This window comes from Kitasatospora sp. NPDC101235, from assembly GCF_044767505.1.
Classification (GTDB): domain Bacteria; phylum Actinomycetota; class Actinomycetes; order Streptomycetales; family Streptomycetaceae; genus Kitasatospora.
On the sequence record NZ_JBIWNZ010000042.1, the window covers coordinates 33747 to 45876 of the forward strand.

Here is a 12130-nt window from a genome sequence, read left to right on the forward strand (position 1 = left end):
CCCTAGGCTTGTTCTTTATGGTCCGGCCTCGAACGTCGGCTCGAACGTGATCACCCGGATGGGTATTCGCCGGACGTGAAGGCGGCCTTCGGCTGATCCTGTGCTCCGACCAAGGACGCACTCGATCAGCACAAAGGCCGTAGGGATGAGTCTGCTGCATCACGATGTCCGGCGGGAAGCGTTCGCGGAAGCGTCACGCTTCCGGGGTAACTTCTACGCATGCCTGACCGGTCGGCGCGACGCGTTGTTCGAGCTGACCGACGCGTTGTTGTGTGCGGATGGGCCGGTGACGTCACCAGTGGACCTGACACTGCTGGCCGAGCACCGGCGCGGCCACGGCGCGCTGTACGACGCGCTCAACCGGGGACGGGTCGACGCGGTGCGGCTGCGGCGGACGCTGGCTGCGTTGCCCCAGCCCACGGCCGGCGACGGCCGGCTCGTGCTGGCTGTGGACGTGAGCAACTGGCTGCGGCCGGACGCCGAGTGCAGCGCGGAGAGGCTGTTCTGCCACACCTACGGCCGCGGCCGGGACCAGCACCTGATGATCCCCGGCTGGCCGTACTCGTTCGTGGTCGCGCTGGAGACGGGCCGCACGTCCTGGTGCCAGCTGCTGGACGCCGTCCGGCTCGGTCCCGAGGACGACGTCGCCGACGTCACCGCCCGCCAGGTCCGCCGGGTCGTGGAGAACCTGATCGCCGGCGGGCGGTGGCGTGAGGGCGACCGGGACATCCTGGTCGTGTTCGACGCCGGCTACGACGCCCCGCGCCTGGCCTACCTGCTGGAGGGCCTGCCGGTTGAGGTGCTGGGCCAGCTGCGGTCGGACCGGGTGATGCGCAAGCCCGTCCCCCGTCTGTGGATCTCACCGCCCCAGGGCGGGCGCCCGCCCAAGCACGGCAAGGAGTTCCGCCTCGCCAACCCAGAGACCTCGGGCGAGCCGGACGCGGCGACCGTTCAGGTCACCGACCGCTATGGCACCGCCTGCGTGATGGCGTGGGACCGCATCCACCCCCGACTCACCACCCGCTCCGCATGGATCGACCACAACGGCGAACTCCCTTTGATCGAAGGGACGTTGATCCGCCTGGAGGTTGACCACCTGCCAGGCGGCGGAGACCCGTTGCCGGTCTGGCTTTGGTCGTCCAGGACCGGCATGTCCGGCGCCGAGGTCGACGTGCGCTGGCAGGCGTTCCTGCGAAGGTTCGACCTGGAGCACACGTTCCGCATGATCAAGCAGACGCTCGGCTGGACCCGCCCGAAGCTCCGCACCCCCGAGGCGGCCGACCGCTGGACCTGGCTGATCATCACCGCGCACACCCATCTGCGGCTCACCCGCCCGCTCGCCGAAGACATCCGCCGACCCTGGGAGAGGCCCGTGGAACCGAACAGACTCACCCCCGCCCGAGTCCGCCGCGGGTTCAGGAACCTCCGCCCGGCCCTGGCCTGCCCGGCCCGTGCGCCCAAACCCACCAGGCCCGGCCCCGGCAGACCGATCGGCTCGAAGAACAAGCAGCCCGCCACCCGCTTTGACGTGGGCAAAACCGTCCGGCGCCCCGAAACCATCATCGAACGCGACCGGATCAGACCATAAAGAACAAGCTAATGGGGAGCGGTCTGACGGCACCCCTTGACCAGACCCCTTGTCCTGCCCGATTTGCCCTGGTCAAGGGCCTTGTCCTCCCGGTTTGTCCGTGAGCGGGGTCACGGACCGGCCTCGTCTTGCCTACAGGGACTGACCGGACTGGATCCAGGTCAGGTCGAGGGCGACGTCACGCAGCGTCTCCGGTGCCGCCACGGCGATGGTCTGGTTGCCGAGCTCGAGCATGGCCGCGAAGAAGCCGTCCCGGGTCGCCGTACGGACGGTGTGCTCCTGGCCGTCGAGGCGCAGCAGGGCTTCGCCGGTGGTCGTGAGGCCGGGGTTGTGGAGGGCTTGGGCCGAGGCGGTGGGGTCGGGGTCGTTTTCGTCGGTGAAGTTGGCGATCGTGTTGTTGAGGACGTCGTCCAGGCGCATGTGGGACTTGACCCTGAAGTGCGCCGGCACCGGGCGGCTGGTGCGCACGCGCACGCGGTAGGTGTGTTGGTGGGCGTATTGGAGGTCGATGTCGGTCAGGTAGTCGTCGATTCCCTCGCGGCCGAGCAGAACCGTCCAGGTGGGCTCGGGGCGGGCCAGCGCGGCGACGGGCCGGGCGAATTCCCGCAGCGTCTCCTCGGGGGTGGGGATGGCGGGCCCGGGCCGGCCGGCTCCTGGCGGGATACGGAACACGGTGTTGTCCTTCCTCGCGCGTGGGGCTTGTCCTGGCAGCCTGCCAGGACAAGCCCCACGCGGGCGGCGGTTTGCCGGATCAGAAGATGGCGTAGTGGACGATCACCGCGCCCGGGGCCGGGGAGCAGCTCGACCCGTCGGTGAGGGTGGCGTAGCTGGCGCTCTCCACCCGGGCATAGCCGTTGCTCGGCGACAAGCCCGGGACGTGCCTGTCACCCTTCCAGGCCTGGCGCGCCAGCAGGCCGAGCGGCCCCACGTCTGGCGGCTGGAACCGCCGGAGTCGGAGAGAGTGACCTCCCAGTAGTAGAAGATCGCCCGCTGGTCGGGGTTCAGGGTGAAACCGGTGGAGAGGTCGACACTGAGGTTGCCCACCGCGTTGCCGGACAGCCACGCGGTGCCGCACTGCGGGTTGTAGTAGTCGCTGTAGTCGTCCGCGACGTCGTGGCCTGGCTTGGCGGCCGGCTTGATGCCCCACCGCGCGGCGGCGAGCTGCTGGGCCGCGGCGTCCTCGGCCTCGGTCGCGTTCTTCTTGACGGAGTACTCGAAGCCCTGCGGGCTGGTCTTGACGGTGTAGCCGTTCGCGTCGGCGACCGCCTTGTCATAGCCCTTGAAGAGCATCCCGATCTCGATGCGGTCGGCGGTCGGCTGAGGCGTGGCGGTGTCGGCGGCCGCCACTGGCGCGGTCGCGGCCAGTGCGGACGCGGCGAGTACCGTGGCGGCCGCGGCCGTCGCGACGCCACCGGCCCTACTGGCGGCGCTGCTGACCGGCGAAGGGCTGCCCGCGGCTGCGTCCTGCCTGGTCTGCGACCGCAAGACGACCCCTTTCGTCCACGACCCGCACTGTCCGGAGCCCGACTGCGGCCTGCCGCCGGGAGCCGCCTGCGACAGCTCCCACGAGTGGGCCGTGCACGACATCCAGCAAGCGGCCCTGCGCAACCCGGCCACCCCCGCAGCCGCCGCCGCGCTCTTCGCCGACCACCCCTCGGTGCTGCTGCGCCAGGAACTGGCCGCCCGCCCCGACCTGCCGCCACAGGTGTACGCGCGGCTCGCCGAGGATCCCGTCCCCTGGGTCCGGGCCCAGCTCGCGGACAATCCCGCGATCGACGAGCCTCTGATCCGCACTTTGGCCACCAACCTCGGCCACGACGTCCAGCGCCGGCTCGCACACCACCCGCGCCTGCCGCTCGACGTCCTCGCCCACCTCGCCGGCGCCACCCGGCTCGGCTCGCCCCTGCTGCCGCGCATCGCCACGGCCTTCCCGGCCGAGGTCGAAGAGCTGGCCGCCTCACCCGATGCGACCATGCGGATGCTCCTGGCCCAACGCCGCGACCTGCCGGCCGACATCCGCGACACACTGGCCCGCGACCCCGACGCCAAAGTGGTCAAGTCCATCGCGCCACACCCAGGACTGCCCGAAACCCGGTTGCGGGCAATGGTCGAACGGCACGGTGCGCGAGTCGTCGCGAAGGTGGCAGCCAACCCCGACGCGACACCTGCTCTCCTGGAACACCTGGCCCGACACCGGCCGCCGGTGCAGAAAACGTTCCGCGAAATCGCCCGCCACCGCCACGCGACGGCCCCGGCCCTGCTCGCGTGCCTGACCAACCGGCAGGCCAGGCCCATCGCCGCCGGCCATCCGGCCCTACCGCCTGCGGCCATCGTCGAACTGCTCACCGACGACAACTACCGCGGCTGTCCGCGCCGACGACGGCGTCCGCCTTGACCGACTGCGAGTCGATCACGCCCGCGCTCGGCTCGGCGTCCCGACCCGCCTGGATGCGGACCCTTCCACGCAGCCGGTCGTGTAGCTCCTTGACCAGGCCTTGGTCGCGCCAGCGGCGGAAGAACGCGTACACCCGGTCCCACGGAGGGAAGTCCGCGGGCATCGCCCGCCACTTGATGCCGTTGTCGACCAGGTAGCGGATTGCGTCCAGCATTGCCCGGTGGCAGTACGCCTCCGGCTGCCCGCCCCTGCCTTCCAGCCACCCAGGCGTGGGCAGCGCAAGGCGAACCTGGACCCACTCGGCGTGGGTCATGTCCGACGGATAGCGTCGCACACGCTCACCATGGTCGGCCGCATTCCCGTACACGTGAGCGAGGCAATCACACGATGAAACGCGGGAGTTGGACGCAACGGGCGCGAGCGCGACAGACTGGGACAACAGGGCCTCTCTGTTGCTCGGTAGGACTTCGACAACCCCCGAACTGTGCAGGAGGCCCTGCCTCTATGCATCCACCGGCCCGCGATCACCCGATCGAGGCTCCCGTTCGATCGGCGAGCGCCCTGATCAGTGGGGCTGCGGCCCTGATGATCGGACTACTGGGCTTCTGGCTGCAACCAGCAGCCGACTCGAATCATGGTCCCAGCCGGAACCGGTGTCGCCGCGCCAGCTTCGACGGGCGTCGACGCCGGGGTGCCGTGCAATCCCAGAATTGAACGCGCTCAAAACATGTGGCAGGCTAACTCCGGCTGACAGGCGTACAGAGGCTGTGAGGAGCTGGCTCACAGCCGGCCGGCGCATAGGGGGTAGGGCATGGACCTCGGTCACAACTGCCAGCGGCGCGCCGGTATCGCCTCACCGACCCATGCCTGCCGAACACCACCTCCCACATCGGCAGGTGTTCTCCTGGGCAGAGACGGACGGTGAGTGATCCTCGGGTGCTCGACCGCGTCCTCAGCAAGCCGACCAGATGGGCCGGCTTGCTGATCCTGGTGGCCAGCTACCTGGCGGTGCTGGTCGTGATATTCCCCGCGGGCTCCAGTCATGCGGAGCTCGTCGCGGACCTCCGATCCCACCGCGCGTCGGTCGTCCAGGTGGACACCGACGGCGCACAGGTGTTCGCCCAGTGGACGACCGGCGTGTTCGTGCATAAAGCGGAGACCTATCAGTTCCCCTATAGGAACCCTGGTTCCGCCGGCGCGATCAACGCGTTTGAGCAGGTGGTCGAGCAGCAGGTCGCGGGCAGCGGCGCCATCGTCCGGTTCCACCCCTTCGATCCGAGCTACGGCTTTGGCGGGCTCAGCCTGCTGGTGGCGGTGCTCTATCCGAGCATCCTGGGCTGGTCGCCGCTGGGCGTCGGCGCCTACGTCACCGGCCTGCTGATCGTCGGTTACATCCTGTTCGCCAATAGGAATAAGGGGGACCAGGGTGCGGCCTGGCTGTGGATCTGCCTGCTGACCGGATTCGGCTTCTTCGCCCACCTCTGGGCGGAGCCGAGCCCGCTGCTGGCCTTCTCGGCGAAGCGTCGCCGAGAAGGCCGGGGTCGGCCCATGGGTGTTCCCGGGGCGCTGGGAGCAACCGCAGTGGCCTTTGCGGGGGGATCGCCTTCGTTCAGTCGATCCACGCAGCTTCGCACTGATCCACGCCCTGCACTAGACACCCACCGAACTACTACGAGGCCCTGTTCCCATGCCCGGCGCGGCCCACGATCATCCGATCAAGACTCCCGTTCGACGGACACTACTCAAGATCGGAAAGACAACAGCTCTCAGCGACCCCCACGACGAAGCTGTCGCCTGGAACAACCTCGGCGCAGCGCTGCGAGAGTTGGGTGAGGTCGAGCGGGCGGTGGAGGCTGGTGAGCGGGCCGTCGCCTTGTTTGAGGATTTGGGTGACCGGTATCGGCTGGGGGAGGCGTTGGATGAGCTCGCCGACTCTCTGCTCGCAGGCGGCTGTCCGGCGGCCGTGGTGCGGGCTAGGCGTGAGGCGTCGGTAGCGGCGTATCGCAGGGCTGGCGCGGAGGAGGAAGCGGTGAAGGTGCTGGAGAAGATGGACGAGTAGTGGTCGGCGGCGCGCAGTCGGTGTGGCGGATCGGTGCCGTGGTCACCGCTGCGGCCTGCGTGCTGGCCGCCGAGCGAGAGCGTGTGGGAAACCGCAAGGATCACAAATCGACGCTGGAGGTAAACGGGGCCCAGTGCCAGCTCGCTCGACGTTTCCATTCACGGGATCAATAGCAAGTTGAGAATTTTCGGCGTAGACGACACCATAAAGATCAACATCAGCCCCAAGGGTTACGTTCAGGCAGCTCGAAAGGGTGGCCCTTATTCCGACATGGCGGTAGTGCAGTACCGTCGGGGGCGGAGCCCCAACATGATCGCACGGGACAATATGGCTGACAACATAGTTGACCCGGAGGGTTGAACGCGGCTCCGCTGATTGGAAAAAAAAGATCAATCGAACCTTTGAAGAAGGACGGTGCATCTCCGGATGCTGAAGAAAGTAGCAGCTTCGTGGCCTGGATGGCTTTTTCATGCCACGCTGCGGTATCTGGCTGTTTGCGCGGCGCCGGTATATCTGATTCTTCTGCTGATGGCACTCTCTGAGCCCGGCGGCCACGATGCGGACGGCCACGCGCGGCTGAGTCCTGAGGATGACTTCTGGTTCATGTGGCAGGTATTTGTCTTCATCACCGCCCCGGGGATGGTATCGCTGATGCTGCTCTCCACAGTGGCAGCGTGGGGGAAAGACGTCCGCATCGCTGCCGCATGCCTGCTGTCACTGCCCGCCCTGCTCTTCGTTAGCGCAGGATTCTGGCAGTTCGGGCTGTTCATCGCACTCGGCATCACTTACGCTTGCACCGTCATGCCGAGAACGGTTCGTAAACTCGCAGCCTAATTTGAGCGCGGGACCCGATGCGCATCTTCGCTTCGGGCCCCGGAATTTCAAGGCGCCCGATGATCGTCGCTTGGCTTTCACTTGCTCGGCATGCGAATCTGCACAACGATGACACACGCCGACCTACGGAAACGTCACGAACCGTCACTGCGAAAACCGCACTAGGTTGTCACCACTCAGCAGTCCGGATCGGAATGTCCGCAGCTCACCGGCTCGACGACAGCAACCCGAGCGCGAGTGTCACCCGTGCGGATTCCAGGTGACACTCACACGCAGATTCGCACTGGCGTGCCGAAGGCCCCGACGTAGCGGTTCGCCGCCCCCCGGTCGAGAGTGATGTTGTAGGTGAGCAAATACCCACCACGGTGGTACCCCCGTGAGTCCTTACATCGTTAGCTCCGGTGGAGTGACGGACACATTGATAATCTGCGCGATCGCTTCCAAGCTCCAAGGGCCGGCAATTTTGACCCAGGCCATCTCGCACTCCAGGTCGGCCCCGCCCCACTTGCCTTTCCAACTCCGAAGCGCGTACATGCGCGCCTCGGCCGGCCAGTCGGATCGTCGGGCGGGCAGCAATGAGACTTGGATGCCGTCAATAAAGGATGGCCCCATCTCCCGAAAATCCTCCATTCGGAGGTAGCGGATCCGCGCAAGGTGCAGCCACACCGGCGCCGCATACGGCCCCTCCTCCCCCACGAGACCGAGTGTCAGGTCCCCCTCGGGCCAAGTCGCATCCATTTGGCAGACCACTGCCTGAATGCAGTAGTCAGCCCATCGGGCAGTGATGCCTGAAATCGTATTAATCTTCCGGGCAAACGAACTGCCCGCGTCGGCTTCATCGAAGCCATTCAACATTTGCCTACCTTCATGGCAGTTTCTGAGACCGCGTTTGAGATCTCCCGTTCCTCCAGCCTGGAGCGCTTGTCGGACCTCTCGTGAGCGGTGCTGAAGGTGGGTATCCGTCGGATCTGACGGATCAACAGTGGGCCCTGGTGGAGCCTACGAATCTGCACAACGATGACACACGCCGGCCCGCGAAAACGTCACGGACCATCACCGCGGAAACGGCACCAGGTTGTCACCGCCCAGCAGTCCGGATCGGAATGTCCGCAGCTCACCGGCTCGACGGCAGCAACCCGAGCGCGAGTGTCACCCTGTGCGGATCCAGGTGACACTCGCGCGCAGATTCGCACCAGGTCTGGCGTTGGTGGTGGACGACGGGTCGGAGGTAGCCGGCTCCGAGGGGCAGGGTGTCGAGGGTGTGGAGCAGGCTGCGCAGGATCTGCGGGCGGGGCTGATGGGGGCGCCGGTGTCCTGGTCGATGGTGACGATGCCGACCAGGCGTTGGCCCAGGCTCTGGCCGGTCCGTCCTCGGAGCGGGCTGCCCGGTGGGGGGGTGAACGAGGAGCTGCGCGCGATGCGGGCCGCTCTGGAGGCCTTGCAGGCCCGGTACGGCAGGCTCACCGGCGGCGGCCTGGCCCCGCTGGACGCGGCGGACGCCGACCGGGAGGCCGCGCAGGTCCGGGCGCTGGGTCGGTGGTTCGCCCGGCACGGCACCACGCCGGTGGACGACGTCCTGGACGCGGAGATCGTCCAGGACTGAGCCACGGCGGCACCGCCCCGCGGCGCGCTCGTTGACCGGGGCACGGACACCACCGCCTCCGACGAGCAGCCCACCAACACCACCGGACCTCACCCACCCGCCCCGACGGCTGAGCGACCCGAGGACCACCTCGCGGCGCTGCGCCCGGTGAGCGTCCCGAACGGGGCGGTGAGAGCCGCGCTGCTGCTGCGCGACGACATCGGGGCCCAGTCCGGCCAGAGCATGCGAATGAGGGCGAACGCCCGCGACGTCCACGACGTCCTCGCCCCCGCTCTCCACGCGCCGCCGGCCGTACGGCCGGCGGCCGCGGTGCCCGCCCCGGCCTCGGCGGAGGTGCCCGCGCCAGCGGCCGGGGACGGCGACTGGGTGCAGTGGAACACGTACCTGCCCTCCGACCTTCGCCGCCGCCGAGGCCCTGGAGGCGTGGCTCACCGCCCGGGACCGCGCCCAGTCACACTGAGTGCCCGGACGGGGTACCTGTCGCGCTGTCACGCCCGCCGCACACCCCGGCCCCGCCGCTGTACACAGCCACCACCAAGCGCAACAGCGCGATACCCACGAAAGCCCTACAGACACCCAGCGTCACCTTGATAACCGGCCCACGCGGGGTATCAAGGTTTCCGACGGAGACCTTTATACCCGCCCGAGCACCACCAAGGTTTCCGACGGAAACCTTGGTGACCGCCCCTGGCCGAGTTGCCGCCTCGCGCCTGCGCCACCAAGGTTGGCGGTACACCTCGATGCCCCGGTTACAGACCCGGTGGCCACCGGCCCCGGCGTGTCGAGGTGGGATCCGCTCCTGGAAGGATCGGAAGGCGGTGCGCGCCACATCCCATTGCCCGTGGCGCGCACCGCCCACGCGACCGATCGACGCGGGCGGCTCCCTGACCGGCGGGGCGGAACCGGCGGAGCCAATCGCCAGCCGATCGGGAGCCGATCACGGCGGCGCCGTGTGCGGGCCGTCCGGCAGGTTTGTCTGGGATGGTGGCGCCTGCCTGGGTTGTCTGGCACCCGAGGCCCTCGGCATCCAGGCCCTGGCGGTCCCGTACGACGCCCGACCACCCCAGACAACCCGGCACCCCAGACAACCCAGACAGGGGCCCCGCAGCGACCCAAGAGCGGATGTGCGGAAATCGATCCGTTTCCGCAGGTCACAATCCGTCCGCTGATCCGTCACCTGGGACGGATCAGCGGGCGGCGGCCACGCCCTGGTCGTCGTCGAGCACCGGGGCGTCGCCGGCGAAGTGCCGGAGCGCGGCTGCGCCCTCCTCACCGCCGCCAGGAGCTGCCCGGCGGCGGGCGGGCGCTACCGGCCGCCGGGGGTCGGCCAGGCGCCGGCGGCCCGGCTCGGCGGGCGGCGTGTGGGCGGGCGGCTCCGGAACCGGGGCCGGGTCCGTGACGGTGTGGACGGTCGAGTAATTCCCCAAGGGCTGTGGTCAGGTAATTCCCCAGGTCCTGGCCGTGTGAGGCACTAGGTTGGTGATCGTGGAGACCCGGGGGCGGATGTATCGGTATGTGGGTCCGGCCGAGCTGAAGGAGCTCGTCCGGGCGGGTGGTGAGGGCCGTAGCATGCGATCGGCGGTGGACTTCGGTGTGTGGGCCTCCGAGCTGACCCCGGATGAGCTGGCTGAGCCGTTCACGTTCGTCGTCGATGCCGGCGGGGTGTTGCGACTGGCTCCGCGCCGCAGCGAGCACGTGGTGTGCGCTGGCGGCGAAGAGGTGCTGAGCGCCGGCGAGATGAGCTTCCATGAGGAGTCCGGGCGGTGGGAGGTCGAGGAGGTCAGCAACCAGTCGACCGGATACTGCCCGGACGTCCTCTCGTGGCCGGCCGTGGCCGAGGCCTTGGACCGGATCGGGATCCAGCGCCCGTCCGGCTTCACCCGTGAGGTGGTCTTCCGCCGCTGTCGCTCCTGCCGGGAGTTGAACATCGTGCGGGAGGAGGACTTCGTCTGCGTCTTCTGCGGCGAGGACCTGCCTCGGGAGTGGAACGTTTCCGAGGCGGATCGCTAGGCGGTCGGAGGCTTGTCGACGGGGTTCTTGGGGCGCTTGTTCGGCCGGTAGCTGGGGCCGTTCATGATCACCTGGTGGCTGGTGTTGATCAGCCGGTCCAGCAGCGACTCGGCGACGACGGGGTTGGGGAAGAGCGGATACCAGTCGCTGGGAGCCCGGTTGCTGGTGATGATCAGTGAGCGCCCCTGCCGCTCGGAGACCAGTTCGTAGAGGTCGTCGGCCTGGGCCGCGCTCAGCTGCCGCATGGCGAAGTCGTCCAGGATCAGGACGTCGGGTCGGATCAGCTCGCGCATGCGCTTGTCCCAGGTGCGGTCCGCGTGGCCACCGGCGAGTTCGGCCAGGACCCGGCTGGTCTTCGTGAAGCGGACGTTCGCGCCCTGGCGGACGGCGAGGTGACCCAGGGCCTGGGCGACGTGTGTCTTGCCCACGCCGACCGGCCCGAACAAGATCACCGACTCGCCGACGTGGAGCCAGCGCAGGGCGGCCAGGTCGCGGATCTGGGCCGCGGGCAGCTTCGGGGCGGCGGTGAAGTCGAACTCCTCCAGGGTGACCTGCTGCTCGAACTTCGCCTTCTGCAGGCGCCGTTGGAAGGCGACCGTTTCGCGGCGGGTGATCTCGTCCTGGCAGAGGACCTGCAGGAAGTCCAAGTGGCCGAGTTCACCGCCGTGGGCCTGGATCAGCCGTGCGTCCAGGGTCTCCAGCATCCCGGACAGCCGAAGCGCCTTCAGCGACTCGCGCAGGGCGGTGTCCATCACGCTCATCGGGCGGCCTCCTCGGCGTCGTCAGCGTCAGCGCGGCCCGGGGTGCCCTCAAGCTCGCCGGAGGTCTGGGAGGGGATGCTCGCCACCGGCGATGTAGAGCTCGAAGTCGCGGACGGCAGCGGCTATGCCCTGGTCTGCCCAGGCATCGCTCTCATCCCACTTACTGATCGTTTCAGAATGCCGTTCTGCGGAGACGGTGGCGGCCCGTGGAACAATTCCTTCGGCCGCAGGATCAGGGGGATGACGCCGTATGGAACGGGTTGGGACTGCGCGGGACCTCGTGCTTGGTTACGTCGACGCTCTGAACGCGGTTGACGAGGCCATGAGGGCGGCGATCCCCTCGCTCGAGCGACTCGCAGATGTCCTCGGGCTGGTCCGTTCGCACCGGATCATCGGCCGGAGCGGGCGGGTCGGCGCCTATTCCTACGCGGTTCATGGGGCAGGGTGCCGTTTCGTGTGCGACGACGGCGCTGAGGTTGATGTGGACTTCGCAGCCGACGGGAGTGAAGTCTTCGACGTCTGGCGACTGCGCTGTTACGGGCTGAGCCTGCCGGAGCCTCTTGACGTCACCGATGAGGATCTGCGAGCTGCGGTGCAGTCGCTGCAACCGCTTCTGGCCGAGGTGCGGCCGGGATGGTTCAGCGTCGCCAACTGATCGCTTCAGGACGAAGTCCTCAGGCGGCGCAGACATATGAGGCTGCAGGCCAGTTCGAGCAGGCCTTGGTGCAGATCGGCGCGTCGTTCGTATCGGGTGCGGAGCCGTTTGAACTGGTGCAGCCAGGCGGGTTGGGTCGGCCGCGCGGCGAGGTACCTGCCCGTGGCAGGTCCTTTTCCGCGCGGCCTCCCGCCGAACCGGACATGACGGTTTCCCTGTCATCCG

The 12130-nt window shown here is 68.3% G+C and carries 13 protein-coding genes and 2 pseudogenes; 8 read left to right on the top strand and 7 right to left on the bottom strand.

The genetic code is table 11. From position 1 onward, the window contains the following. The first annotated feature begins 145 nt into the window (after positions 1-145). On the top strand, positions 146-1588 hold the full coding sequence (locus ACIRRH_RS39645; protein WP_403077596.1) for an NF041680 family putative transposase: 1443 nt from the start codon (positions 146-148) through the stop codon (positions 1586-1588). Between the two features lie 132 nt (positions 1589-1720). On the opposite strand, the gene ACIRRH_RS39650 is transcribed toward ACIRRH_RS39645, so the two are convergent. Together ACIRRH_RS39650 and ACIRRH_RS39655 are read right to left on the bottom strand one after the other, a co-directional pair. After that, entirely contained in the window at positions 1721-2260 is a 540-nt protein-coding gene (locus ACIRRH_RS39650; protein WP_403077598.1) for a hypothetical protein, read from the bottom strand. A gap of 102 nt (positions 2261-2362) precedes the next feature. After that, positions 2363-2935: a hypothetical protein gene (locus tag ACIRRH_RS39655; RefSeq protein WP_403077600.1), complete on the bottom strand. Its 573-nt coding sequence runs from the start codon at positions 2933-2935 to the stop codon at positions 2363-2365. 43 nt (positions 2936-2978) lie between these two features. Between ACIRRH_RS39655 and ACIRRH_RS39660 the strand changes: the two are divergent. Then, positions 2979-3950: pseudogene (locus tag ACIRRH_RS39660) on the top strand (hypothetical protein); the annotation flags it as partial. On the opposite strand, the gene ACIRRH_RS39665 reads toward ACIRRH_RS39660, so the two are convergent. After that, positions 3931-4296: a transposase gene (locus ACIRRH_RS39665; RefSeq protein WP_403077603.1), complete on the bottom strand. Its 366-nt coding sequence runs from the start codon at positions 4294-4296 to the stop codon at positions 3931-3933. The pseudogene ACIRRH_RS39660 and the gene ACIRRH_RS39665 sit on opposite strands and share 20 nt — an antisense overlap. A 623-nt stretch (positions 4297-4919) precedes the next feature. Between ACIRRH_RS39665 and ACIRRH_RS39670 the strand changes: the two genes are divergently transcribed. The 3 genes from ACIRRH_RS39670 (at position 4920) to ACIRRH_RS39680 (ending at position 6876) form a co-directional block, all read left to right on the top strand. After that, positions 4920-5816, top strand: coding sequence for a hypothetical protein (locus tag ACIRRH_RS39670; protein ID WP_403077606.1), 897 nt, complete (start codon positions 4920-4922; stop codon positions 5814-5816). Further along, a complete protein-coding gene (locus ACIRRH_RS39675) occupies positions 5809-6042 on the top strand; it encodes a hypothetical protein (RefSeq protein WP_403077609.1) in 234 nt (77 codons plus the stop codon). Before ACIRRH_RS39670 ends, ACIRRH_RS39675 begins: the two co-directional genes overlap by 8 nt. Positions 6043-6468: 426 nt before the next feature. After that, a complete protein-coding gene (locus ACIRRH_RS39680) occupies positions 6469-6876 on the top strand; it encodes a hypothetical protein (RefSeq protein WP_403077611.1) in 408 nt (135 codons plus the stop codon). A 384-nt stretch (positions 6877-7260) separates the two neighbouring features. On the opposite strand, the gene ACIRRH_RS39685 is transcribed toward ACIRRH_RS39680, so the two are convergent. Then, the gene (locus ACIRRH_RS39685; RefSeq protein WP_403077614.1) at positions 7261-7731 is read right to left on the bottom strand and encodes a hypothetical protein; all 471 of its coding nucleotides are present in this window, start codon (positions 7729-7731) and stop codon (positions 7261-7263) included. Between the two features lie 406 nt (positions 7732-8137). Between ACIRRH_RS39685 and ACIRRH_RS39690 the strand changes: the two genes are divergently transcribed. After that, positions 8138-8479, top strand: coding sequence for a hypothetical protein (locus ACIRRH_RS39690; RefSeq protein ID WP_403077617.1), 342 nt, complete (start codon positions 8138-8140; stop codon positions 8477-8479). Between the two features lie 1187 nt (positions 8480-9666). On the opposite strand, the gene ACIRRH_RS39695 is transcribed toward ACIRRH_RS39690, so the two are convergent. After that, positions 9667-9906 (bottom strand): hypothetical protein, encoded by a 240-nt coding sequence (locus ACIRRH_RS39695; protein WP_403077620.1) that lies wholly within the window; start codon positions 9904-9906, stop codon positions 9667-9669. Between the two features lie 76 nt (positions 9907-9982). Here ACIRRH_RS39695 and ACIRRH_RS39700 point away from each other — a divergent pair, with 76 nt between their 5' ends. Further along, complete coding sequence (locus tag ACIRRH_RS39700) at positions 9983-10489, top strand: hypothetical protein (protein WP_403077631.1); 507 nt, start codon at positions 9983-9985, stop codon at positions 10487-10489. Here the strand turns inward: ACIRRH_RS39700 and istB are convergent. Continuing rightward, positions 10486-11250: an IS21-like element helper ATPase IstB gene (istB, locus tag ACIRRH_RS39705; protein ID WP_403077623.1), complete on the bottom strand. Its 765-nt coding sequence runs from the start codon at positions 11248-11250 to the stop codon at positions 10486-10488. The two genes, ACIRRH_RS39700 and istB, sit on opposite strands and share 4 nt — an antisense overlap. A gap of 250 nt (positions 11251-11500) precedes the next feature. On the opposite strand from istB, the gene ACIRRH_RS39710 reads away from it, so the two are divergent. Beyond that, on the top strand, positions 11501-11905 hold the full coding sequence (locus tag ACIRRH_RS39710) for a DUF6896 domain-containing protein (RefSeq protein WP_403077626.1): 405 nt from the start codon (positions 11501-11503) through the stop codon (positions 11903-11905). 5 nt (positions 11906-11910) lie between these two features. Here the strand turns inward: ACIRRH_RS39710 and ACIRRH_RS39715 are convergent. Continuing rightward, a pseudogene (locus ACIRRH_RS39715) lies at positions 11911-12033 on the bottom strand (IS5/IS1182 family transposase); the annotation flags it as partial. Between the last annotated feature and the right edge of the window lie 97 nt (positions 12034-12130).

Bases quoted from the DNA above. Each gene is read 5' to 3' on its own strand.
- ACIRRH_RS39645 (WP_403077596.1), top strand. From the start codon at position 146: ATGAGTCTGCTGCATCACGATGTCCGGCGGGAAGCGTTCGCGGAAGCG.
- ACIRRH_RS39665 (WP_403077603.1), bottom strand. From the start codon at position 4,296: ATGACCCACGCCGAGTGGGTCCAGGTTCGCCTTGCGCTGCCCACGCCT.
- ACIRRH_RS39680 (WP_403077611.1), top strand. From the start codon at position 6,469: ATGCTGAAGAAAGTAGCAGCTTCGTGGCCTGGATGGCTTTTTCATGCC.
- ACIRRH_RS39685 (WP_403077614.1), bottom strand. From the start codon at position 7,731: ATGTTGAATGGCTTCGATGAAGCCGACGCGGGCAGTTCGTTTGCCCGG.
- ACIRRH_RS39700 (WP_403077631.1), top strand. From the start codon at position 9,983: ATGTATCGGTATGTGGGTCCGGCCGAGCTGAAGGAGCTCGTCCGGGCG.
- istB (WP_403077623.1), bottom strand. From the start codon at position 11,250: ATGAGCGTGATGGACACCGCCCTGCGCGAGTCGCTGAAGGCGCTTCGG.
- ACIRRH_RS39710 (WP_403077626.1), top strand. From the start codon at position 11,501: ATGGAACGGGTTGGGACTGCGCGGGACCTCGTGCTTGGTTACGTCGAC.